Genomic DNA, 24,755 nt, shown 5'->3' on the forward strand with positions numbered 1-24,755 from the left:
CAGGTGGGGGAGGATGTCACGTGAGAAAGTTGATATTTGATGAAGATGAGATGGTGGAGTTGGATACTGCACAGTTGGATTTTAATAGTGGAACGGAAGATTATTATTTAGATTTAACTCATTTTTGTGAAGAGGCTATTAAAATGATAGGGATTTCTTCTGGGGAGAAATATTGGATTTTGCAGATGATTTGATAATACACAATGATTGAAAAATATGCAATTCATTGTTATGATGATCATAGGTTATCTGATATAATCAATACATAAGATAGTGTTTTGCGAGGAAAAATAAACTTACAGTAGAGGAACAAATAAGGGATCTAAAGAAAAAGGAAATACGTCATAGAGTGAAATACATTGACATTATAAAAAATTGAGTATTATATAACCATGAAACAAAAATCTATGAGGTTTTTATTAGAAATGGTGCTTACACCAAGTCTAAGTTTGAACAAAAGTCTATTGCAATGTGCAGAGGTATTCTGTGAATTGTAATGGGCTTTTTTGCTAATAAAATAAAGATATTTTATTACAATAAATCGGTATTATTACTTATGGGATCTAGTAGAATTAGAGTTATAATATGTAGCGAGATTATTAAGGAGAGATTTAGGTTTTATAGGACATCAAGTGATTATCTAATTGGCAAAATTTTTACCTGAAATTGAAGTTGGTATGTTATAATAATAATTAAGAATTTTACATTTGATTATTTATTTTATAGAAAAGTAGGTATAAATGTATTGTACAAAAAATATTTAAATTGACTGCGAATTTTTAAACCATGGAAATGTCCCACTGGATAATAATGCGACCGAATCTGCATTACGGAATTTCTGTATGCACAAACACACATGGAGATTGATAGATACAATAAATGGAGAAAAAGCCAGTGCCTTAGTTTACAGTATAGTAGAAACAGCAAAGGCAAACGGACTAAATCCATTTCGGTATCTGGAATTCCTGCTGACAGAAATGATGGAACATGAAGAAGATACGGATTGCTGTTTTATAGATGATCTGTTACTGTGGTCAGACTCCATACCAGATATATGCAAGATGAAGAATAAGAAAGAGCACTGAGAAATCAGTGCCTTTTTTGTTTAGGGTACTCATGGTTTACCGTGTAAATTAAAACATTGACCATTACATTAAAACATGCTATAGTGAATTTACCTTATAGGTAAATTTATAGAGAGGTGATGTGTTGGACATAACGTACAAAAATCGGAAAATAGAAAGAATTTGTACTAATGCCAAAGTTGCCGATCGAGAATATGGAAGCCAAATGTCAGCAAAGATTCATATGCGTATAGATGAGATTAGAGCAGTGGATACTGTAGAGGAGATGATTCAGTTTCGTATCGGTCGTTGCCATGCATTAAAAGGAAATCGTAAAGGGCAATACGCAGTAGATTTGGAGCATCCATATAGATTGGTTTTTACAAAACACGGAAATGAAATTGAGATTGCTCATATACTTGAGATAGTAGATTATCATTAATGAGAACAATGAATGGGAGGTAGCACTATGGTGAGAAGTCGCAGTTTTATTGCAACACCACCTGGAGCGACAATTAAGGAGCAGCTTAATGACAGAGGGATGAGTCAGAAAGAGTTTTCTGCTAGAATGGATATGTCAGAAAAGCATATTAGCAGATTGATTAATGGAGATGTTCAGTTGACTTCGGAGGTGGCAGTAAGATTAGAGATGGTACTGGGAGTACCGGCAAAGTTTTGGAATAATCTTGAAGCAATCTATAGAGAGAAATTAATTAAAGTTGAAGCGGAAAATACAATGGATAAAGATGAAGTTTTAGCCAAGCAATTACCTTATAATCAAATGTCTAAGTTTGGATGGGTTCCGGAAACAAGACTTATAAAAGAAAGGGTGATTAATCTTAGAAAGTATTTTGAGGTGGTTGAACTTTCTTTATTGGAGAATAGACAAATTACAAAAATTGCGTGTAGAAGATTGGCGATTACTGAGAAAGGTGATTTTGCATTGATCGCGTGGGCGCAGGAGGCTAAAAGGGTAGCAAGGCAGACTGATACAGCACACATTAATATTGATAAATTGGTTCGTGTTTTACCGGAAATCCGAAGTATGACATTAGAGACACCAGCGGAATTTAGTGCGGAGCTAAAAGATAAATTGGCACAGTGTGGTATTGCACTTGTTTTTTTGCCACATTTACAAGGCTCTTTTTTACAGGGGGCATCGTTTATAGATGGCAAGAAAATTGTGATTGGTCTTACGGCAAGAGGAAAAGATGCCGATAGATTTTGGTTTAGTTTATTTCATGAACTTGGGCACATTGTTCTTGGACATATTGGAAAGACTGATGAAATTACAGAACAGGATGAAAATGAGGCGGATTTATGGGCGAAAGATGAGTTGATTCCAAAGGAAGAGTTTGAGCAATTTAAGAAGACGCAGGACTATAGTTCAATAAGTGTGTGTGATTTTGCAAATAAAATAGGTATTGCACCTGGAATTGTTGTAGGAAGATTACAAAAAGAGCGTTGTATTACCTATAATATGTTAAATGAACTTAAAGAGCAGTACGAAATTGCGATGTAGAAGAGGAAATATTATTATATTACCGAAATATGTGAAAGGTTTATGTTAATCAGACATTCCCGCATTGTTACATTATTTCTATAATTACCGTCTTGTCCCCCTCTTCCTCTTATTGTATAATAACCACATCGACAAAATTTTTGGAGGCTTGAAATGAATATACGAATCGCTACGCCGGAGGATGCTTTTGCTATCCAGAACATTTACCGGTATTATGTGGACAATACGGCGATAACTTTTGAACTGGAAGTTCCTTCGGTGAAGGAGTTTCAGGAACGAATCACGAAGACATTGGAGAGGTATCCTTACCTTGTTGCTGAGGAGGAGGGAGAGGTTATTGCTTATGCGTATGCGGGGATTTTTTATGACCGCAGGGCGTATGACTGGTCAGCGGAAATGTCTGTTTATGTGCAGAGAGGAATTCACGGAAAAGGTGTGGGAACGGCTCTTTATGAGAAGATGGAAGAGTTGTTGAAGAAGCAGAATATCGTGAATTTATTTGCCTGCATTACTCATCCGAATGCAGAGAGTGAAGCGTTTCATGCGGCGCGTGGATATGAGAAGAAGGCACATTTTGAACAATGTGGCTATAAGCTTGGCAAGTGGTGGGATATTGTATGGATGCAGAAGGTGATTGCATCGAATGAAGGAACACCAGAACCTTTTCAGAGATTTACAGGAGGATTTTAGAAAGATGAAGAAGAATTTGTTAGTAGCACAGTCTGGAGGACCAACAGCAGCGATTAATGCAACATTAGCAGGTGTTATTAAGCAGGCGATAAAGGAAGAACAGATTGATCAGGTATATGGGGCTTGTTATGGAATTCAGGGAGTGTTAGAACAGAAATTTGTGAATCTTACAGAGAAGGTTGACACAGAGGAAAAGCTGGAGAAGTTAAAGAGAACTCCGGCGGCAGCGCTTGGTTCTTGTCGTTTTAAGCTTAATGATATCAAGGAAGATGACAGTCAGTATCAGGAGATTGTTGATATTCTTCATAAGATGAATATTGGATATTTTGTTTATATCGGTGGGAATGATTCTATGGATACGGTAGCGAAGCTTTCTGCATACTGTAAGGAGAAAGGTGTAGAGGATATTAAGGTTATTGGTGGACCAAAGACGATTGATAATGACCTTTGCGGAATAGACCATTGTCCGGGATTTGGTTCAGCAGCTAAGTATATTTCTACAGTTTTCTGTGAGCTTGAACAGGAGATTACCGTATATGAGCCGAAGAATGTAATTATTGTTGAGATGATGGGACGTCATGCCGGGTGGCTTACTGCGGCTGCTGCATTAGCGGAAGGTAAGAATGGTAATGTACCATATCTTGTTTATTTAGAAGAAAAACCATTTTCATTGGATCGTTTTATTGATGATGTGAAGGAAAAGCTGGCATCAACGAATGCTGTGCTTGTTGCGGTTAGTGAAGGTGTACATGATACAGAGGGGCGGTTCTTATGTGAACAGGAAGAATCTAGAGAGTTAGATGTATTTGGACATACGAAGTTATCTGGTACTGGAAAGATTTTAGAGGAAGCGGTTCGAGCAAAGATTGGCTGTAAGGTTCGTTCGATAGAATTGAATCTGTTACAGCGCTGTGCAGGGCATATTTTAAGTAAGACGGATATTGAGGAGTCCGGTAATCTTGGCGCGAATGCAGTTAAGCTTGCAGTAGCAGGAGAGAGTGGATTAATGTCTTCTCTTACAAGAGTGTCTGATGCTCCATATACGGTAGAGTACAGTGGCGTTGATATTCGTGAGGTTGCGAATAAAGAGAAGAAGATTCCTGTAGAGTGGATTAATGAGGCTGGTAATGGAGTGAAGGAAGAGTTAATTACTTACTTAACCCCATTGGTGCAGGGCGAAGTAAGTAGTATTTATGAGAATGGTATGCCAAGCTATCTTCTTTTAAAATAATTTTTAAGAGGAATGGGATGTACGTTTGACAGTGATATAGCCTCTGGCAGGATTGCAGAGATGTGCAGAAGAAGTATGTCACTATAAGTACTGTACTGGAAAATGTACTTGCCTTTCATTTCTCAGATGTTATAATAAGACTATGATAAAAAAATAACAAAACAATAAAAGAATAATTATCTAAGATTATGTAAATCAAAGTTATGTAAGTATATAGTAACTGATATTTGATTTTGTGAGTCTGGATAGTTATAATAATAGAAAGATAAATATCGACTCTGACAGTAAGGTTTTCCGCGCTGGAATAGTTTGAAATTATTTAGAATTTGCAATTGAAAATCGAGTAGTAAATCTGTATATAAGTTGTATAGAAATGGAGATATTTTTAATTCAATTATATTAAGATTACAAATACGCTTGATTTTCTATAATTGTATAGATTCTAAATAGATACGATTTGTTTTAAACAAAGAAAAGAATAGTAAGAATAAAGTACGAAAAGTGCAAAACTCTTCTGTTCTACCTTACGGTCAGTCTGTCGGTCAGGGGTAGAATAGAGGAGTTTTTTTATGTTAAAGATTGCGGTTTATGGCAAGGGCGGGATTGGAAAGTCCACGGTGACCAGTAATTTGGCAGCGGCATTTGCCAGTATGGGAAAGAAGGTTATTCAGATTGGCTGTGACCCGAAGGCAGATTCTACGATTAATCTGCTTGGGGGTACGACACCGATTCCGGTAATGAACTATATGCGTGAATATGATGAAGACCCAGAGACAATTGAGGATATTTCAAAGGTAGGTTACGGTGGAGTTCTCTGTATTGAAACAGGTGGTCCGACACCGGGACTTGGCTGTGCTGGTCGTGGAATTATTGCGACATTTAGCTTGTTAGAAGATTTGGAATTATTTGAGATACACCAGCCTGATGTTGTGTTATACGATGTTCTTGGTGATGTTGTCTGTGGTGGATTTGCGGCACCAATTCGTGAGGGGTATGCGAGTAAAGTGTTGATTGTGACTTCTGGTGAGAAGATGGCTCTTTATGCTGCCAATAATATTAATAATGCGGTGAAGAACTTTGAGGACAGAAGCTATGCGAAGGTGTATGGTATTGTGTTAAATCACAGAAATGTGGAAAACGAGACAGAGAAGGTTACTGAGTTTGCGGATTCCGTAGGGCTTCCGATTGTTGGTGAAGTGCCAAGAAGTGACGAGATTACCAGATGTGAAGATAGGGGAATGACTGTTGTCGAAGGTGAACCAGAATCTCCGGCGGCACAGGCATTTTTAAATCTTGCAAAAGAACTTCTGGAAAATGCACAGGATACAGCGGAGGAAGATGTATGGTAGAAATCATGGCAAAAGAGACAGAGAAAAAGAAAGCAGAAGAAGCGTATTTTATTACCACAAAAGAACTTGCCGAAGCAGGTCGAGACAATATTCCTGAAGAATTGATTTCCTCAAAGCACCTTATCTATAGTTCACCGGCTACACTTGCGTATAACTCGCCGGGAGCGCAGGGGTTTGGTGTAAAGAGAGCAGGCCTTGCGATTCCGGGTTCGGTTATGCTTTTGTTAGCACCGGGCTGTTGTGGAAGGAATACAACGATTTTAAGTGAGCTTGGCGGATACAGTGAGCGATTTTTCTATCTGATGATGGATGAAACGGATATTGTAACGGGAAGACATTTGAAGAAGGTTCCACAGGCGGTAGAAGAGATTTATGATTGTCTGGAGACAAAGCCATCGGTTGTTATGATTTGTCTTACTTGTGTAGATGCTTTGCTTGGAACCGATATGGAGCGTATTTGTAAGAGAGCACAAAAAGCGGTTGGAATCCCGGTTCTTCCTTGCTATATGTATGCGTTGACAAGAGAGGGAAGAAAGCCGCCGATGGTTCATGTCAGACAGTCGATTTATTCTCTGTTAGAGCCAAAGAAAAAGAAGAGTACTTCCGTGAATCTTCTTGGACATTTTGCTCCGTTAGAAGATGACAGTGAACTTTATGATCTGTTAAGACAGCTTGGGATAAAAAAGATTCGTGAGATTTCCCGATGTAAAAACTATGATGAGTATCTTGATATGGCAGAGGCGAATTTTAATCTGGTATTAGATGCGGAAGCACGTTTTGCGGCGGCTGATATGCAAAAACGACTGGGAATTCCGTACATAGAACTTACAAGGCTATATCAGCTTGATAAAATAAAGAATCAATATACATTATTTGCAGCGGCATTAGGAAGTAAATTTGATGATGATGCTTATTTTGAGGAAGCACTTGCAGCAAAAGAAGCTTTTAAGAAAAAGTATCCACATGCAGTATTTGCAATTGGAGAAGGCTGTAACGCCAATGCATTTGAACTTGCATTTGCGCTGATTCGATATGAGTTTGCGGTAGCAGAAGTATTTGGAAATCTGTCGAAAGAGGATTTTGTTTATATCGAAAAGATGGCGAAGTTAAGTCCAGAAACAAAGATTTATTCGAATCTGGAGCCAACGATGATTTACTATGAGCCGGGCGAGAATCCAGTGGATATCGTTATCGGAAAGGATGCTGTTTACTATCATCCAGAAGCAGCACAGCTTGAGTGGAGTGATGATATACAGCCATTTGGGTATCGTGGAGTGAAGCATTTCTTTGAGGAGTGTGAACGGGTACTGGATGAGAAAAATACGAAAAGTGAAGAAAAAAATTTGAAAAATAGTACAAAAAATATAAAAGAAGAGAAAATACTGGAAAGGGGGACAAATTAAATGAAGGGACTTAGAAAATATCTCTCCCCATTTGCTCCGGACCAGTCGGGCGCGGCAGCGGTATTATGTGAATTTCACGGACTGATTATTATTTTAGATGCCGGCGGCTGTGCGGGAAACATATGCGGATTTGATGAGCCAAGATGGTTTGAGAGTCGTAGTGCGATTTTCAGCGCAGGACTTCGTGATATGGATGCGATTCTTGGACGGGATGACCGCCTAGTAGAAAAGATTGGAAAAGCCTGCGAGAAGCTTTCCGCAGATTTTATTGCAGTGATTGGTACGCCGGTTCCTGCAGTAATCGGAACGGATTATCGCGCACTTTCCCGAATGATTGAAAAGAAAACAGGAATTTCGGCGCTTACAATCGACACGGACGGAACAAAGCTTTACGATGATGGTGAGAAAAAGACATGGAAAGAATTGTTTAAAAAGTTCGCTGTTGAAAAAGACGTGGAGTCAGGACGTATTGGAATTATCGGAGCAACCCCTCTTGAATTTGGCGGTATTTATGAAGAAGATTTCCTGAAAAAGTATTTTGCCGGAAAAGGTTTTTCAAAGGTTGTATGCTATGGAATGGGCGATGGCTTAGACGCTGTAAAAGAGGCGGCAGCAGCAGAGAAAAATATTGTTGTTTCGCCGGCAGGAATTGCAGCAGCAAAGTATTTACAACAGAAATTTGGAACGCCATATGAGCTATTTTGTCCACCGGAGATTATTCCAGAATGGAAAGAAAAAAAAGAGCAGGTAGCAGGACTGTTGAATGTAGAAGAATTATCTGAGAAAAAGATATTAATTGTTCATCAGCAGGTGCTGGCGAATACGTTGAGGGAAGAATTTATTTCTGCAAATATCAATGTTGCATCCTGGTTTATGATGAATAAAGAGCAAAAGAAAGAACAGGATATTCTTTTTAAGGAAGAAGATGACTGGATCACTTACATCAAAGAAAATGAATATGACATTATTATCGCCGATTCGCTACTGAAGAAAGCTGTGCCATTTTATAAAGGAGAATGGTATGACTTACCGCATTTTGCAATCTCAGGAAAGAAGAGACAGAGCGTATGAGAGTCTGCATCAGAGTATTTGGAATCGTGCAGGGAGTCGGCTTTCGCCCAACGGTAAAGCGTCATGCCGATGCCTGTGATATTGCCGGAAGTGTGAGTAATAAGGGACCTTATGTGGAAATCTTTGCAGAGGGCAGCGAAGAATGTGTGCATAGCTTTATAAAGCAGATTCAGGAAGAGCCTCCCAAACGGGCGGTTATTTTGAAACTGGATGTGGAGAATGTGGAATCGGGTGAGGATGGTATTCATAAAGTTGAATCTGAAACAGACTCCAAAGAAAAGTTCCAAATCATAGAAAGCGAAAAAGAAGAAGGAGAAATCTTCGTATCCCCGGACATTGCCATTTGCCCGGAATGTAAGAAGGAACTTTATGATAAGAACGACAGAAGATATCTGCATCCGTTTATCAATTGTACCTGTTGTGGACCGCGTCTTACAATCTTAGATTCCATGCCGTATGACAGAGTACGGACGAGTATGGGAGAGTTTCCGATGTGCGAGAAATGTGAGTATGAGTACACGCATGCGGAAACGAGAAGATTTGATGCACAGCCAGTCTGCTGTAACGACTGCGGGCCAGAAGTATATTTGCTTGGGAGGAAAGAACGGGGAGCAGATGCGATTCGTTATACAAGAAAGGTGATCAGCGAGGGTGGCATTGTAGCGGTAAAGGGAATCGGCGGTTTTCATCTTTGCTGTGATGCGGCGAAGGAAGAAACAGTTGCAAGATTACGACAGAGGAAAAAACGTCCGATGAAACCATTTGCTGTTATGATGAAGGACTTAGATGTTGTGAGAAGAGAATGTGAGACAGAACCACATTTAGAGGAGATTCTTGACGGGCATCAGAAGCCGATTATTTTACTTCCGAAAAAAGAAGGGGGAACGCTTTGTGAGAGTGTTGCACCGGATAATCCAAAGATTGGAGTTATGTTACCATATGCGCCAGTGCAGCTTTTGCTTTTTGATTATCAGGACGAAACGAAGGTTTCTGATTGCCTTGTGATGACCAGTGCGAATACTTCTGGAGCGCCGATTTGCCGTGACGATGAAGATGCATTAAATGAGCTGAGCGGGCTTTGTGATGTGATACTTTCCCATGACCGGAAAATACGGCTTCGTGCGGATGACACGGTTATGGATTTTTACCGGGGAGAGCCGTATATGATTCGGCGCTCCAGAGGCTATGCGCCTCTTCCATTTATGATGGGAAATGAATTTAAAGGTCAGGTGCTTGCGGTCGGTGGTGAGCTTAAGAATGCGTTTTGTATCGGAAAGAATCAGCTATTTTATCCATCGCCTTACATTGGTGATATGGGAGATGTACGGACGGTAAAGGCGTTAAAAGAGTCTGTGAAACGAATGGAAGAACTGCTGGAAACCAAGCCGCAGATTGTTGCCTGCGATATGCATCCGTCTTATAATACAAGAGCGGCGGCAGAAGAGATGGGGCTTCCTGTATTTCTCGTACAACACCATTATGCTCACATCCTTTCCTGTATGGCAGAGAATGAATGGACAACCGAAAAAAAAGTTATCGGTGTTTCTTTTGACGGAACGGGATACGGAACCGACGGAACAATCTGGGGTGGAGAAATTCTGTTGGCAGACTATGATTCCTTTACACGCTGGGGGTGCATCGAACCATTTGCACAGACAGGTGGCGATGCTTCTGCAAAAGAAGGCTGGAGAATTGCCGTATCTCTTCTTGGAAAGATTTACGGAAAAGAAAATGCCCTTCTGATTATTGAAACATTAGGACTTTGTGAGCCAAAGCTGGCAAAACTTCAGTTTACGATGGAAGAACGAGGAATTAATACTGTACAGTCTACAAGTGCCGGAAGATTATTTGATGCGGTGAGTGCGATTCTTGACATCAGAAAGTCCTCTACATTTGAGGGGGAGGCATCTACATCGTTACAGTTTGCGGCCGAAAAATGGCTGGATGCCCAGAAGAAAAAAATAGCAGGTTCTGAGGATTTTGCAGAATCTGGAATAATTACAGACTATGGAGAACTAAAAAGTATTTCTGATGTAGCGCAGAAGAGTATTGTAGAGAAAAACAACTCTATAAATCGGAATATAAAAGCGGATTTATATTATTTACCAACATTATCTCTTGTCAAAGAAGTAGCAGAGAGAAAATTAGCAGGAGAAAACAGTAATCAGCTTGCCTTACATTTCCACAGGAGATTAGCAGGGATGATTGTCTCTGCCTGCGAAAAAGCAAGAGAAGAAACAGGGATTAATACCGTTGCATTAAGTGGCGGTGTTTACCAGAATAAATTACTTTTAGATTACAGTGTAACCATGTTAGAAGAAAGAGGATTTCATGTGCTGCGACACCATTTACTTCCGCCAAATGACGGGGGAATCAGCCTTGGACAGGCGGTGGCAGCAATGAGAAGTTTACAAAAAGGGGAATAAATTATGTGTGTAGGATTACCAGCAAAAGTTATGACAATGAAAGATGGAATGGCGGTTGTAGATGCGTCAGGAGCGAAAAGAGAAGTTTCAGCAGAACTGATAGAGAATCTTGAACCGGGCGATTATGTAATGGTTCATGCAGGAATTGCGATTGCAAAGATTACAGAAGAAGATGAGGATGAGGCAGAAGATCTTCTGGAGGGGTTACTATGAAAGAACAATTAAAAAAAGCAAAAGCAATTATTGAAGGCTATGATGGTCCTGCTGTCCGTGTGATGGAAGTGTGTGGAACACATACCCATGAGATTTTTCATCTTGGTGTGCGAAAGATTTTGCCGCCGCAGGTGGAACTGATTTCTGGTCCGGGTTGTCCGGTCTGTGTGACACCGGCAGGTTTTATTGATGAGGCAATATGGCTTGCTTTGGAGAAAAATGTAACTATTTGTACCTTTGGCGATCTGGTTCGTGTGCCGGGAAGTACAAGGAGTTTAGCGGATGCCAGAAGTCTTGGCGGCAAGATTCAGATGGTCTACTCTCCGATGGATGCCTTTGAATATGCCAAAGAGCATAAAGACGAACAGGTTGTCTTTCTTTCCGTTGGATTTGAGACAACAACTCCGGCAAGTTGTCTTTCTGTAAAGATGGCAAAAGAGGCAGGACTTACAAACTATGCACTTCTTGCTGCGAATAAAACAATGCCGGGTGCCTATGAGATGTTGAAAGACAGTGCTGATGTTTTCTTATATCCAGGCCATGTTAATGCGATTACCGGCAATGCATTGAACAGAAAGCTTTGTGAGGAAGGAGGAATCAGCGGTATAGTAACCGGTTTTACTGCCAGCGAGATTTTAACTGCATTTGCTGTATTATTAAAGAAGTTCCCGGAAGGCAAACCGTTTTTTGTTAATGCCTATCCAAGAGTTGTTACGGAAGAGGGAAGTATTCCGGCACAGAAACTGATCAAAGAATGGATGGAACCATGTGATTCTCAATGGAGAGGACTTGGTATGATTAAAAATTCTGGACTTCGCCTGCGAAAAGAAGCGCAGGACTTTGATGCAAGAGTGAAGTTTTCGATTCCGAAGATGGAAGGAAGAACGAGTCCTGCCTGCCGTTGTGGAGATGTATTACAGGGGAAATGCCGTCCGACAGACTGTAAAGTATTTGGAAAAGGCTGTACACCACTTCATCCGATTGGAGCCTGTATGGTATCGAATGAGGGAGCCTGCTCAGCTTATTATCAGTATAATAGCAGGGGAGAATAACTTTCACTTACAGAGTATTAGATATAATAAATTATAAATCTAAAAATATAGTAAAAAACAATAAGAGGAAAAATCATGGATAACTTAAAAGGAAAAACAGTTTCTCTTGCTCACGGTGCAGGAGGAAAACAGACAAGTGAATTAATTGACCAGGTATTTAAAGCACATTTTGCCAATCCAGAACTGACAAGTGACGATGCGGCAGTATTAAAGATGAAAGAGGGAAAGATTGCATTTACCACAGATGGATTTATTGTTTCTCCTTCAGAATTTCCGGGAGGAAATATCGGAAAGCTCAGCATTTGCGGTACAGTAAATGATTTATCCTGCATGGGAGCAAAGCCACTCTATCTTTCCTGCGCCTTTGTTATTGAGGAAGGTTTCCCGATGGAGAAATTAGAGGCAATCGCAGCGGCAATGGAAAAAACAGCAAATGAAGCTGGAGTAAAGATTGTTGCCGGAGATACAAAGGTTGCCGGAAAAGGTCAGGTAGACGGTGTATTTATCACAACAACAGGTATTGGTGAGATTCAGGAGGGCGTAGAGACTTCTGGATTCATGGCAAAACCAGGTGATGCCGTTATTGTCAGCGGAGATATCGGAAGACACGGCTGTACTATTTTGCTTGCAAGAGAAGACTTCGGAATTGATGCTGATGTGACAAGTGACTGTGCACCACTTTGGGGAACAGTACAGGATATTTTATCTGTGACAAAGGATGTTCACGTTATTCGTGATGCGACAAGAGGCGGTGTTGGAACTGTTTTATATGAAATTGCGGAACAGAGTAAAACAGGAATCCGTCTGAATGCCGAAGCAATTCCGGTGCAGGACAGCGTAAAAGGTGTATGCGGAATGCTTGGATTAGAACCGCTTTACCTTGCCTGCGAAGGCCGTCTTGTCATTTTTGCACCAAAGGAAAATGCAGAAGCAATCGTAGCTAAATTACGAGAAGGAAAGTATTCTTCAGAAGCTGCAATTATTGGTGAAGTAACAGAAGAAATGCCAGGAAGAGTTGTAGTTACAACAGAAATCGGAGCGGAAACTTTACTTCCACCTCCAGGTGGAGAGCTTTTACCAAGAATCTGTTAATTGGAGAAAGGAAAATCATGGAAGACACAAGAATTGCCGTTCTTTCTATTATCGTGGAGGACAGTGAAAGTACAGCGAAATTAAATGAAATGATTCACGATTACGCAGAGTATGTTGTAGGCAGAATGGGTATTCCTTACCGAGAAAAAAATATTAGCATTATCAGCCTGGTGATTGATGCTCCACAGACGAAAATCAGTGAGCTGTCCGGCAAGATTGGACGACTTTCTGGAGTGACGGCGAAAGCTGCCTATGCAAAAGTGTGATAAAAGGAAAAAAGTATGATTAAAATAGCGGTATATGGAAAAGGTGGAATCGGAAAGTCCACGACTGTCTCAAATGTGGCGGCGGTATTTGCCAGCCAGGGACTCAGAGTTATGCAGATTGGCTGTGATCCGAAAGCAGATTCGACAGTTTTACTGCGTCACGGAGAAAAAGTAGAGACAGTTCTTGACTTAGTACGGACAAGAAAAGAAAATTTCACCTTAGAAGAAATGGTAAAAGAAGGCTTCGCAGGTGTTTGCTGTGTGGAAGCCGGTGGCCCTTCGCCAGGACTTGGCTGTGCCGGAAGAGGAATCATTGCGGCATTAGAGATATTGGAGAAAAAAGGTGCATATGAGAAATACCGCCCGGATGTTGTCATTTATGATGTTCTTGGCGATGTTGTCTGTGGTGGATTTTCCATGCCAATGCGCCGTGGCTATGCCGATAAAGTATTTGTCATTACTTCTGGTGAAAATATGGCAATCCATGCGGCAGCCAATATTGCAATGGCAGTAGAAAACTTCAAAGACAGAGGATATGCACAGCTTGGCGGCCTCATTTTGAATCGTAGAAATGTAAAAAATGAGGATGCAAAAGTAGAGGAATTAGCAGAAGATATTCACAGTAAAGTCATCGGAACTTTATCAAGAAGTGCGCTTGTCACTGATGCAGAAGAACAGAAAAAGACGGTGATAGAAGCGTATCCGGATTCAGAAATGGCAGAGGAGTATCGGATTCTTGCAGGAAAAATCCGTACACTTTGTGAAATCTAAGAAGTTGAATATGAAGGATTTACAGGGAGGGATTTATTTTGCTTAAAATGCTTCACGGAAAAGCAAAAGACGAACAATGGAATAATCAGATAAAAGAAAAATTATCACCTTCCTTACAGGAGGAGATTCCTTTTCAGGATGCGGCATGGCCGCTGCCTTTTGTCCCGGGACTTGAATATAACAGCCCGGCACACGGCACATGGAATATTGTACATATGGGAATGCTCCTGCCAGGTTCTCACCAGATTTATGTATGCGGCGCAAACTGTAACAGAGGTGTTATTCTGACTGCAGCAGAAATGAACGCAGGAGACCGTTTTTCTTTTGTAGAAATAAAGGAAGAAGATTTGTTCAACGGGCAGATGGAGGATCTTGTCATTGAAGGTGTCAGTGATATTCTTCACAAATTGCCGAAGAAGCCATCCGTTGTTCTTTTATTTACGGTTTGTGTGCATCATTTTATGGGATGCGACCTGGCCTATATTTATGATACGCTAAGAAGTCGCTTTCCAGAACAGTGTTTCGTGGATTGTTACATGGATCCGATTATGCAAAAGGAAGGGCTGACTCCGGACCAGAAGTTGCGAAATGCTTTATATAAGCCACTTCCCATGCGGGAAAAGAATTTAAAACAGATAAATATTATCGGAAATGATTTTCCGACAAGAGAAGAAACCGAATTAAAGACAATCGCAAAGGCAGCAGGATACACGGTAAAAGACATTACAGAGTGCGAGGGGTACGAAGAATATTTATCCATGTCAGAAAGTTTCTTAAATATTGCCTGCTATCCACTTGCAAAGTACGGTGCAGAACAGTTATCTAAACGACTTGGCATGAAGTTTCTCTATCTTCCATTTTCATTTCATTATGATGAAATTAATGCACAGTTAAAAAGCCTCGTAAAAGAAATGCCGGGAGCGGTGATGCCAGATACCAGCCTGTTACGAAAGCGGTGCGAACGCATTTTACAGGAAACAAAAGAGCTTGTTGGCGATACTAAAATCACCATAGATGCCACCGTTGTTCCAAGACTTTTAGGACTTACAAGATTACTGATTTCCCATGGATTTTCGGTAGAAAGAATTTTCACGGATGCTTTTTCGGCAGAAGAAAAAGAAGACTATCTCTGGTTAAAAGAAAATGCTCCTAATTTAAAAGTATGTGCGACGATACATCCAAATATGCGGGTATATCCAAGAAATCCACAGGAAAAAATACTGGCAATCGGTCAGAAAGCCGCTTACTTTTCAGGAACAGAGCATTTTGTAAATATGGTAGAAGGCGGAGGGCTGCATGGCTATGATGGTATTTGTGAACTCTGCCAGAAAATACAGCAAGCCTATCAGACAAAAAAGGACACAAAAGATTTGGTAGTCCGAAAAGGCTTGGGATGTGAAAGCTGTATATAAATGAAAGGATTTATTTATGAAACAAGTATCGGTAACATTATCAACCTATACAGCAGATGTATCAGGGGTATGTTCTGCCCTTTATGAACTTGGCGGCATGGTCGTTATCCATGACCCGTCCGGCTGCAATTCCACCTATAATACTCACGATGAACCACGCTGGTATGATATGGACAGCCTCGTATTTATTTCCGGACTTTCACAGATGGACGCTATTATGGGAAATGATGATAAATTCATCAATGACATTGTGCGGGCAGCCAAAGAATTAAAACCTTGTTTCATTGCCCTGGTACGCACCCCAATTCCCTTAATGACCGGAACCGACTTTGAAGGAATCGCCCGCGTCATCGAAAAGCAGACACAAATCCCAGTCTTTTATTTCCCGACCAGTGGGATGCAGAGCTATGTAAGCGGAGCAGGAATGGCGCTGGAGACAGTAGCAAGAGAATTAGTACTTCCAACAAATGCAAATGGGCATTTTAAAGAAAATGGAATAGAAATAGAAAATGTATCAAACGAATTATCTGTAGCTTATACAAAGAAGAAAAATCAGCAGAAGTTAAACCAATCGGAACAAAAGCAAATAGAAAATACAGAATCAAAACAGAGTAATTCCAAAATAAAAATAAACATTTTAGGAGCAACCCCACTTGATTTTTCCGTAAACTCCACCTTAGATTCCATAAAAGAATTCTTAAGCAAGCACTTTGAAATCATTAGCACCTTTGCGATGGGAAGTAGCATAGAAGACATACAAAAAGCCGGCGAAGCCGATGTGAACCTCGTTATTTCATCCGTGGGATTTCCAGCCGCAAAAGTATTAGAAGAACGATTTTCAACACCGTATGTCATCGGTACACCAGTCAAAGGCTTTGCAGGTATCATTGCCGAGAAATTAATAGATGCCGCCTGGACGGGAAAATCACAGGCAGCATATTTCTCTGTAACATCATCAGGAAAAAGCATAAGCAGGGCAACCAACGGAATTTATATCATAGGCGAATCTGTCATTTCCCAGTCATTAAAAGCAGCGATGGCACTCAAACAGGGAATAGATGCTACAGTCATCTGCCCACTAGAAACCGAACCAGAATATATTGGGGAAAATGTATTGCTTTTTTCATCGGAAGAAGAGATAAAAGCGGCAATAGCAGAAGCAAAAACAGTCATAGCAGATCCAATATACAAAACTATCTGCGCTGACGAAACAAACTTTATTGCACTACCACATGAGGCATTCTCTGGACGAATTTATAGAAAAGAAATCCCCAATTTAATGGAGTGGGTTACTATTTAATTCATTAAGCGAACTACAGACGAAGCCAGTGAACTTCATAAGCCATATTTGTGCTTTTAGTCGCGGCGCGTTGAATGTTCGCTCCACGCGCTCGCATCCAACACTTGCTCCGAGACCACAAATATGGCTTATGAAGTTCATTGGCTTCTGGGCTGTGGATGGAGAAAGTGAATTAAACAGGGGGAGGAGATTTGGGGACAGAAGCTGATGTCTTCTGCTTACTCGAGAATAACTGGGAATAGGGGGATGATTTGACTTGACTATATTATATCGGAGCAAGAAATAATCTTCAATTTCCCTTTTCAACCTTTATAACTTCAATTTAAATGCAAAGCATCTGTTCACAATAATTTTAGAGCAAGCAGAAAATTTCTACTCTCTCCCCCAAATTACCGTAACCACTATTTAATTCAAACAAAATCCAGCCAAAGACAGCCCGGGAAGAGAGAAGATATCCTATATTTGTGGCCTCGGAGCAAGGTTTAGATGCGAGCGCATAAAGCGAGCATTTAAACCGCCGCGACTAAAGTCACAAATATAGGATATCTTCTCTCTTCCCGGGTGTCTGTCTCTTAATGAATTAAATAGTAAATCTCCTTTGCATTTTTGATAAAATATTATATACTAGGGACAGATGATTTTTGAGGTTATTTTACAGTACAGGGAGGACAGAAAATGAAGAAGAATATTATCGCAATCAGCCGAGAATTTGGTAGTGGCGGAAGAACAATCGGCAGGCTTGTAGCACAGAAACTGGGTATTCAATTTTATGACAGAGACATTATTAAAAAGGTAGTGGAAGAGTCTGGTCTTACGAGAAAGTATGTAGAACACTATGGTGAGTTTGCACCATCTGCTGACCAGCGTTTTGCATACTCTTTTGTTGGTCTTGATGAAGATTCTAATTCTCCGCTTGTTCAGTTATGGAAGACAAGAGAAAAGGTAATCAAAGATTTTGCAACTGCAAAACCATGCGTTATCGTTGGAAGTTGTGCAGATTACATTTTAAGAGACAGAGAAGACTGTCTGAAAGTATTTTTATATGCAGATGAAGAGACAAAAGAGAATCGTATTCAGGAGATTTACGGTGAAGCTGGTCTGAAGCTGAAGAACCGCGTAAAAGATATGGATGTGCGAAGAGGTCTGAATTATAAGTATTTTACAGGTCAGGATTGGGGAAAAGCACAGAATTATGACTTGGCTCTTAACAGAGGAAGTCTGGGTATTGAGAAGTGTGCACAGCTTATCGTGGACGCTGCATCAGAAGAATAAAGAGAAAAACGCTGCACCTATAGGGGTTATTGTAGATAACATAGTAGTTCTATAGAGGCAGCGTATTTTTTTCAGGGAAAAGTATATTAAAATATATTGTAAAAGTAATGCATGATAAAATGAGTAAGTTTACAAGAAACTTATGAAATATGTTAAGTAGATTTATAGGAGTAGATCAAAAATGAAACGGGAATTAGAACTATTAAGAGAAAAAATGCGTGAGACCGGCGTAGATGCCTGCCTGATTCCTACAAGTGACTTTCATGGTTCGGAATATGTAGGAGATTATTTTAAGTGTAGGGAATATATTTCTGGTTTTACTGGTTCGGCAGGAACTCTGGTAGTTACGCTGGATGAAGCAGGACTGTGGACGGATGGAAGATACTTTCTGCAGGCGGCGAAGCAGTTAGAAGGTTCAGGAATTATGCTTCGGAAGGAACGACAGCCAGGAGTGCCTGCAATAGAGGAATATTTAAAACAAACATTAAAGAAAGGAGAAACTCTCGGATTTGACGGCAGATGTATTATGCAAGATTCTGCAGAAAAGTTAATCACACAGTTAAATGCACAGGGTGTTGCTGTTCGTACAGACATTGATCTTACAGGAGCTGTATGGAAAAATCGCCCAGAGTTATCTGCACAGCCAGTATGGCCGCTTCCAGTAGAATATGCGGGAGAGAGCAGCGAGAGTAAAATTAAGCGTGTACGGGAATTCCTTGTAGAAAAGAAAGCAGATTATTTCTTACTTACTTCATTAGAAGATATTGCATGGCTTCTTAATATGCGTGGAAATGATGTAGAATCCACGCCGGTTATTTTAAGTTATCTTTTACTAGGAGAGAAGAAACTTACCTGGTATGTACAGGAAAAATGCCTTTCTGAAAAAATAAAGATTTTGTTAGATATGCAGGGTATTAAGGCAGCTCCATATGCACAGATTTATGAAGATGTAAAGAAACTGCCAGAAGATGCATCCATATATTATGATAAGTCAGCGGTTAACACGGCATTGGTATCTTCATTACCAGAGAAAGTGAAAAAAATAGAAGGTGTTAATCCAACATTTTTATTTAAAGCGAAAAAGAATCCTGTTGAAGTGGAAAATGAACGAAATGCCCATATAAAAGATGGTGTTGCTGTTACAAAGTTTATTTACTGGTTAAAGTCCCAGATAGGAAAAACAAAAATAACAGAAATCAGTGCAGCAGAGCAGTTAGAACAGTTCAGAAATACACAGGAACACTATGTAGAGCCTAGTTTTGCGCCAATCATTGCTTACAAAGAACATGGAGCAATCGTGCATTACAGCGCTACGAAAGAATCAGATGTAGAATTGAAACCAGAAAGCTTTGTACTGGCAGATACCGGCGGACATTATCTTGAGGGAACGACCGATATTACAAGAACAATTGCTCTTGGCAGCTTGACACAGGAAGAAAAAGAAATGTATACTACGGTATTAAAAGGTCATATTCAGTTAGAAATGGCTCGCTTTTTACAGGGATGTAGCGGACAGAGCCTTGATGTTCTTGCAAGAACTCCATTATGGGAAAAAGGTCTTGACTACAATCATGGAACCGGACATGGTGTAGGTTATCTCTTAAGTGTTCACGAAGGACCAAACAGTTTCCGTTATCGTCCATCCGTAAATGGACGAAATGACTGCGTATTCGAAGAAGGAATGATAACCTCCGATGAACCAGGCATTTACTTAGAAGGCAAGTTCGGTATCCGCCTGGAAAATATGATCGTATGCCAGAAGGACATGGAAAATGATTATGGTAGTTTCTTATGTTTTGACGCACTTACCCTTGTACCGTTTGAACGTTCAGCAATCATAGCCGAAGAACTCAGTACAAAAGAAAAAGAATGGCTCAACAAATACCATCAGAAAGTATTTGAGACAATCGCTCCATATCTTACAGAAGAAGAAGCCGGCTGGCTCAGAGAAGAAACACAAGAATTCTGATTTGCCGAATGGCAAAGGAGACACCACTGTTGATGCCACTGTAGCCGGATTGTCATAAATAGTAACACCGTCCCCCTTTTGTGGTATAGTAAGTGAATTTGATAAAAAGGAGTATTTTATGAAATCAGTAATTATCACTGGTGCAACGCGTGGAATCGGCCTTGCGCTTGCCCGTTTTTATGCCGATAAAGGATATTGTCTTATGCTGAATGGCGGACATAATGAAGAAGCATTGGCTGCCGTAGAAAAGGAGCTTTCTACAAAGACGCAGGTTATTACTTGTCTTGGTTCTGTCGCCGAGGAAAAGACGGCTGCTACTATTGTTCAAAAAACTTTAGATACTTTCGGACAGATTGATTTGTTAATTAATAATGCCGGTATCGCTCATATCGGCCTTTTATCAGATATGAGTTCGGAAGAATGGCATACTCTTATGGGAACAAATCTTGACTCTGTATTTTATATGTCAAAAGCTGTGATTCCTCATATGGTACACTGTCACAGTGGAAAAATCCTAAATGTCTCTTCTGTCTGGGGAGAAGTCGGTGCTTCCTGCGAAGCTGCTTATTCTGCCTCAAAAGGTGCCGTCAATTCTCTTACAAAGGCTCTGGCTAAAGAACTGGCCCCTTCACATATTTCCGTTAACGGAGTTAGTTTTGGTGTGATCGATACTGATATGAATCGCTGTTTTGATGAAGAAGAACGGGCTTCGCTTGCCGAAGAAATCCCTTACGGACGCTTTGCCTCTCCGGAAGAAGCCGCCGCTTTCTGTTACCAGATTACCGAATCCCCAGAATATCTTACTGGGCAGATTATACGCTTTGACGGTGGATGGATTTGATTTTGAGTTGCCGCAAGTCAGGGAGCTGTGCTTTTGCTGAATTAATATAGTAAAGGAGAAGATTTGAGGGAGCGTGTCCATAGAGCGTGTTTGAAAAATCATTCCAGCAATCTGCACGCCCCAATTTGTGGGAGATTTTGCCTTCATTCAGTTGACGTAGCCCACTACGCCGCCCTCATTCAGGCAAAATCTCCCACAAATTGTAACGCACATCTTGCAGAAAGCATTTTTCAAACACGCTCTATGGCCTCTGTCATTCTCTTAACGAATTAAACAGTAAAAACTTGCAATAAAAAAAGAACTTTGCTATACTTAACAAATGAAATACGGAGTAATCCGTCGAATCACAATCACGACAACATAGAATAAAACAGGAGGGCTATGATGAAAAAGCCAAGTCTTATAAAAAGATTTTTCTCTTTCCTTTTAAGATTATGTGTTGTTCTCGTTTTAATGGCAGCCATTGCAGTTGGCTCTTTTGAGGGAGTGACTTATTATCTGACCGGAAGCTTTACAAGTGTAAAGAAAGCGGTAAAAGAAGAGACAGATCAAAGCGGAACAGAAGATAGCACTGAAGCTACAACAGTTGATAATAAGAACATGGAGAATACGCTTGTATTTGTCCATGATGATATGAATAATAAAGATTATACGGCGCTGAATATGTATAATACAAAGACCGAAGCCATGGATGTTCTCTTACTTCCATGTAATGCGCAGGTATCTGTAAGCAGTACACTTCTTAAAGAAATCAGGAATACGATGACAGAAGCCGGAAGTTCTGTAAATATGGCAGATGTTGCCCGCGCTTTTGGTGATAAGAAGTATGAGATGTTTGCAAAGATTGTTGAAGACATCAGTGGAGCAAAGATTTCAGGATATGATGTAATCTCAAGCACAAACTTTAAGAAGCTTTTGAATGTGGCGGGCGGAGTGAGTTATCATTTTAACAATGCGATTTCTTACCGTGATACAGAGAATATTTTACAGACAATTGATGCAGGTGATGTTATTCTTGATGGAACGACAGCCTATGCATTATTTACTTATATGGATGGAACAGACGGAGAGGAGTCAAGTCGTTTAGAGAGAGTGAATACGTATCTGACAAGTTATATGGAGGCACTTCTTTCTAAGAATAGTACTTCTGCGATTGCGAAGAAGTATGATAGTCTTGTGACTGCAGAGGGCAAGAGTGGACTTACTTCTACAGAAGATATTTTAAAGAATCTTACTACAGATGCACTCACAATTCGTATTATGCAGGGTAGCGAGTCAAAAGGAATATTTACATTAGATTCTCAGAAGGTGAAGCTGCAGGTAGCAGGGCTTGCAAAGCAGGCCGAAGCCTATAGCCAGAGTAGTTCTTCTAAGAGTTCTACTGGTACAACGAGTACATCAGCAGCAACAGGAAGTACAGAAAGTTCTAAAAATTACTCTATTGAGATTTATAATGCAGCCTATGTTTCTGGACTGGCTGGACAGTGGGAGTCCTATTTAGAAAGCGAAGGTTACAGTATCAGCCTTGTAGATTCCTATCAGGAAGAGGGACCTCTTTCACAGACAAGAATTAATGTTACACAGGACGGAATGGGACAGGATCTTCTTACTTACTTCCCAGATGCAGAGATTAATGTTGTAGATTCTATTTCTACAGGTGGAGATATTCAGATTTATATCGGAACAGACAGTACCAATGTTCCGGCGGGAAGCGACAGTACCACAGATACAGAAGATGAGACAGTTACCGATTCTTCACTGGATGATGAATCTGATTCTACAGATTCTACAGATTCCACAGATGTGGGGGACGATGATGACACGACAACTTCTGGCGGATATGACTTTGGTTCTGACTCTGAGCAGTAAGGAATAGATGGCAACATGACGATTTAGAAGAGAAAAGAAAGGAACCTTAACATGAAAGATCGTTACCACAAAAAGGCAAATGTACTTGGTATAGATGTATCAGTGATGCGGGTGGACAAGGCGGTCAATGTATCAATGGAATTGATGCGTGGAAAGGGACTTCCTGTAATCTATTTTTTATCAGCCATCAGTTCGCTGTTATGTCAAAATAATGAGCAGTCAGCTGAGTATGTGAAGTCCTGTAATCTCATATTAGCAGGAGACCGCCATATTGAGATGGCAGTACATCACAGACAGGATAATGGACAGATACCAGAAGGAATTGGAGAATTTGCTGATAATTATTTAAAAAGGCTGTTTTCTAAGATAAACCGGGAAGGGCGAAGTATTTATATGGTCATGGAACAGGAATCTTATTTAGAATCCATGGAAGAATATATGGAGGAGTCTTACCGAAATATCGAAGTACATGGCAATGTCATGCGAAAGGAGACGAAAGGAGAGGCAGACCGCATTGTAAATGAAATTAATGCGTGCATCCCGGATATCGTTTTTGTATGTATTCCAGCAGAGCGCCAGATGAAGTTTATGGAGAAGCATGCCGCTATGATGAATACACGTCTTTGTATTCTGATTGAGTCAGTTCAGCCGCTTATCCGTAAAGAAACGGAGGAGATTCCATCCTGGGTAGAGAAGCTTCATTTAGAAGGAATTTATTCCTGGTTTAAAAAGGAACAAAAGATTAAGAACACCATTGTCGGGTCTGTTTTCAAGAAAAAAGTTTTGAATGAGGCTTCAGAAGAAGAATCTGAACAGAAACCAGAAGACAGTTCGGAAGAAAATATTTTGGACGTACAGGAAGAAAATGTTAATACTTTAGAAAAAAGAAGACAATATTAGTAAAATAGAACAGCTATTTGTTAAAAAAGTAGCAAAATATAAAGAAAAAGAAGACATTTTTCACAAAAATAAAATTGAAAAGTGTCTTTTTTTAAAAATTGCTTTAATACATGTACAATATTAGGTGTGTTTTTTATTTTTTGTGCATCGAAAATGGTAAATATGTCTAATAGATAAAATATGCTTAACAATATAGCCGAAATACCGGCTCTATTTTCGTGAGTTTTCTTCTAGAATTATTTACAAAATTTAGGTATGATATATGAGGACAAAATGTTTGTAGCATGAACTTATTTTTAGGAGGTTATTTATGGCTAGTTTATCACTTAGACATCTTAGCAAAACATATGATAACGGGGTCAATGCAATCAGGGACTTTACCCTTGAAGTTGATGATAAAGAATTTATGATATTTGCCGGACCAGTAGGCTGCGGGATTTCTACAGTATTAAGAATGATTGCTGGTGTGGAGGATATTACAGATGGGGAGCTGCTCGTTGACGGGGAGCGCATGAATGAAGTTCCATCCATCGACAGAAACATGGCTATGATTTTCAAGAACGGAAAGTTATATCCACAGATGAACATTTATGATAATCTTGCATTCGGTCTTAAATTAAAGGAATTACCAAAGGGAGAGATTGATGCGAGAATCGCAGAGGTTACAGAAGTTTTAAAAATTGGACATCTTCTTGATAAGATGACCGAAGATTTAGATGAGCAGGAAAGAGCATTAGTAGTTCTTGGACGTGCTATGGTTAAAAAGCCAAAGGTATTTCTGTTAGATGAACCATTTTCCAGTCTTAGCAAAGATGTGAAGAGACATATGCAGAAGCTTGTAAGAAAGCTTTATGACCAGATGCATATCACAGTAATTTATGTAACACATAATCGTGAGGATATCCAGAATACAGATGCACGCATCGCTGTGATGAATGATGGAAGTATTCAGCAGATTGGCACGATCGGAGAGCTTTATGACAATCCGGCAACGCCGTATGTTTCTGAATTTCTTGGAGTGGCAGCACAGGCAGTATGCTAG

Annotated in this window: 24 protein-coding genes; all 24 read left to right on the forward strand. The window is 40.1% G+C overall.

Going from position 1 to position 24,755, the window contains the following annotated elements:
* A partial coding sequence (locus tag EUBHAL_RS15800) for a hypothetical protein (RefSeq protein ID WP_005343361.1) occupies nt 1-194 on the forward strand: 194 nt, incomplete at its 5' end.
* Nucleotides 195-764: 570 nt separating this feature from the next.
* Nucleotides 765-1,085 (forward strand): transposase domain-containing protein, encoded by a 321-nt coding sequence (locus EUBHAL_RS00200; RefSeq protein ID WP_408629978.1) that lies wholly within the window; start codon nt 765-767, stop codon nt 1,083-1,085.
* Between the two features lie 205 nt (nt 1,086-1,290).
* Nucleotides 1,291-1,506 carry a type II toxin-antitoxin system RelE/ParE family toxin gene (locus tag EUBHAL_RS00205; RefSeq protein ID WP_372657297.1) on the forward strand — a complete coding sequence of 72 codons (216 nt, stop codon included), beginning with the start codon at nt 1,291-1,293 and terminating at the stop codon, nt 1,504-1,506.
* 27 nt (nt 1,507-1,533) lie between these two features.
* Nucleotides 1,534-2,586 (forward strand): helix-turn-helix domain-containing protein, encoded by a 1,053-nt coding sequence (locus EUBHAL_RS00210; protein WP_044921113.1) that lies wholly within the window; start codon nt 1,534-1,536, stop codon nt 2,584-2,586.
* A 153-nt stretch (nt 2,587-2,739) separates the two neighbouring features.
* Nucleotides 2,740-3,276: a GNAT family N-acetyltransferase gene (locus EUBHAL_RS00215; RefSeq protein ID WP_005343366.1), complete on the forward strand. Its 537-nt coding sequence runs from the start codon at nt 2,740-2,742 to the stop codon at nt 3,274-3,276.
* A gap of 4 nt (nt 3,277-3,280) precedes the next feature.
* On the forward strand, nt 3,281-4,507 hold the full coding sequence (locus EUBHAL_RS00220) for a 6-phosphofructokinase (protein WP_044921117.1): 1,227 nt from the start codon (nt 3,281-3,283) through the stop codon (nt 4,505-4,507).
* Between the two features lie 569 nt (nt 4,508-5,076).
* Entirely contained in the window at nt 5,077-5,856 is a 780-nt protein-coding gene (locus EUBHAL_RS00225; protein ID WP_005343373.1) for a nucleotide-binding protein, read from the forward strand.
* Complete coding sequence (locus tag EUBHAL_RS00230) at nt 5,850-7,259, forward strand: nitrogenase component 1 (protein ID WP_005343375.1); 1,410 nt, start codon at nt 5,850-5,852, stop codon at nt 7,257-7,259. The genes EUBHAL_RS00225 and EUBHAL_RS00230 overlap by 7 nt, the downstream gene beginning before the upstream one ends.
* Entirely contained in the window at nt 7,260-8,330 is a 1,071-nt protein-coding gene (locus EUBHAL_RS00235) for a nitrogenase component 1 (protein ID WP_005343377.1), read from the forward strand.
* Nucleotides 8,327-10,756, forward strand: a complete 2,430-nt coding sequence (gene hypF / locus EUBHAL_RS00240) for a carbamoyltransferase HypF (protein ID WP_005343378.1) — start codon at nt 8,327-8,329, stop codon at nt 10,754-10,756. Before EUBHAL_RS00235 ends, hypF begins: the two co-directional genes overlap by 4 nt.
* Nucleotides 10,757-10,759: 3 nt before the next feature.
* Nucleotides 10,760-10,969: a HypC/HybG/HupF family hydrogenase formation chaperone gene (locus tag EUBHAL_RS00245; protein WP_005343380.1), complete on the forward strand. Its 210-nt coding sequence runs from the start codon at nt 10,760-10,762 to the stop codon at nt 10,967-10,969.
* Nucleotides 10,966-12,021 (forward strand): hydrogenase formation protein HypD, encoded by a 1,056-nt coding sequence (gene hypD / locus EUBHAL_RS00250; protein ID WP_005343382.1) that lies wholly within the window; start codon nt 10,966-10,968, stop codon nt 12,019-12,021. The genes EUBHAL_RS00245 and hypD overlap by 4 nt, the downstream gene beginning before the upstream one ends.
* Before the next feature lie 75 nt (nt 12,022-12,096).
* Nucleotides 12,097-13,113 carry a hydrogenase expression/formation protein HypE gene (gene hypE, locus EUBHAL_RS00255; RefSeq protein ID WP_005343383.1) on the forward strand — a complete coding sequence of 339 codons (1,017 nt, stop codon included), beginning with the start codon at nt 12,097-12,099 and terminating at the stop codon, nt 13,111-13,113.
* A gap of 17 nt (nt 13,114-13,130) precedes the next feature.
* Entirely contained in the window at nt 13,131-13,379 is a 249-nt protein-coding gene (locus EUBHAL_RS00260; RefSeq protein ID WP_005343385.1) for a TM1266 family iron-only hydrogenase system putative regulator, read from the forward strand.
* A 15-nt stretch (nt 13,380-13,394) separates the two neighbouring features.
* Nucleotides 13,395-14,150: a nucleotide-binding protein gene (locus tag EUBHAL_RS00265; RefSeq protein ID WP_005343387.1), complete on the forward strand. Its 756-nt coding sequence runs from the start codon at nt 13,395-13,397 to the stop codon at nt 14,148-14,150.
* A gap of 47 nt (nt 14,151-14,197) precedes the next feature.
* A complete protein-coding gene (locus tag EUBHAL_RS00270; RefSeq protein ID WP_005343389.1) occupies nt 14,198-15,562 on the forward strand; it encodes a nitrogenase component 1 in 1,365 nt (454 codons plus the stop codon).
* Nucleotides 15,563-15,578: 16 nt separating this feature from the next.
* Complete coding sequence (locus tag EUBHAL_RS00275; RefSeq protein WP_005343391.1) at nt 15,579-16,862, forward strand: nitrogenase component 1; 1,284 nt, start codon at nt 15,579-15,581, stop codon at nt 16,860-16,862.
* 675 nt (nt 16,863-17,537) lie between these two features.
* A complete protein-coding gene (locus EUBHAL_RS00280; protein ID WP_005343392.1) occupies nt 17,538-18,134 on the forward strand; it encodes a cytidylate kinase-like family protein in 597 nt (198 codons plus the stop codon).
* 181 nt (nt 18,135-18,315) lie between these two features.
* Nucleotides 18,316-20,103, forward strand: a complete 1,788-nt coding sequence (locus EUBHAL_RS00285; RefSeq protein ID WP_005343394.1) for an aminopeptidase P family protein — start codon at nt 18,316-18,318, stop codon at nt 20,101-20,103.
* 118 nt (nt 20,104-20,221) lie between these two features.
* Nucleotides 20,222-20,944: an SDR family NAD(P)-dependent oxidoreductase gene (locus tag EUBHAL_RS00290; RefSeq protein WP_005343396.1), complete on the forward strand. Its 723-nt coding sequence runs from the start codon at nt 20,222-20,224 to the stop codon at nt 20,942-20,944.
* A 90-nt stretch (nt 20,945-21,034) separates the two neighbouring features.
* A complete protein-coding gene (locus EUBHAL_RS16595) occupies nt 21,035-21,217 on the forward strand; it encodes a DUF6783 domain-containing protein (protein ID WP_081452236.1) in 183 nt (60 codons plus the stop codon).
* 108 nt (nt 21,218-21,325) lie between these two features.
* Nucleotides 21,326-22,813 (forward strand): LCP family protein, encoded by a 1,488-nt coding sequence (locus EUBHAL_RS00295; RefSeq protein WP_081452235.1) that lies wholly within the window; start codon nt 21,326-21,328, stop codon nt 22,811-22,813.
* Nucleotides 22,814-22,864: 51 nt separating this feature from the next.
* Complete coding sequence (locus tag EUBHAL_RS00300) at nt 22,865-23,713, forward strand: WecB/TagA/CpsF family glycosyltransferase (RefSeq protein ID WP_005343403.1); 849 nt, start codon at nt 22,865-22,867, stop codon at nt 23,711-23,713.
* 310 nt (nt 23,714-24,023) lie between these two features.
* Nucleotides 24,024-24,755: an ABC transporter ATP-binding protein gene (locus EUBHAL_RS00305; protein WP_005343406.1), complete on the forward strand. Its 732-nt coding sequence runs from the start codon at nt 24,024-24,026 to the stop codon at nt 24,753-24,755.

It is taken from the genome of Anaerobutyricum hallii DSM 3353, assembly GCF_000173975.1.
Taxonomy (GTDB): Bacteria; Bacillota; Clostridia; order Lachnospirales; family Lachnospiraceae; genus Anaerobutyricum; species Anaerobutyricum hallii.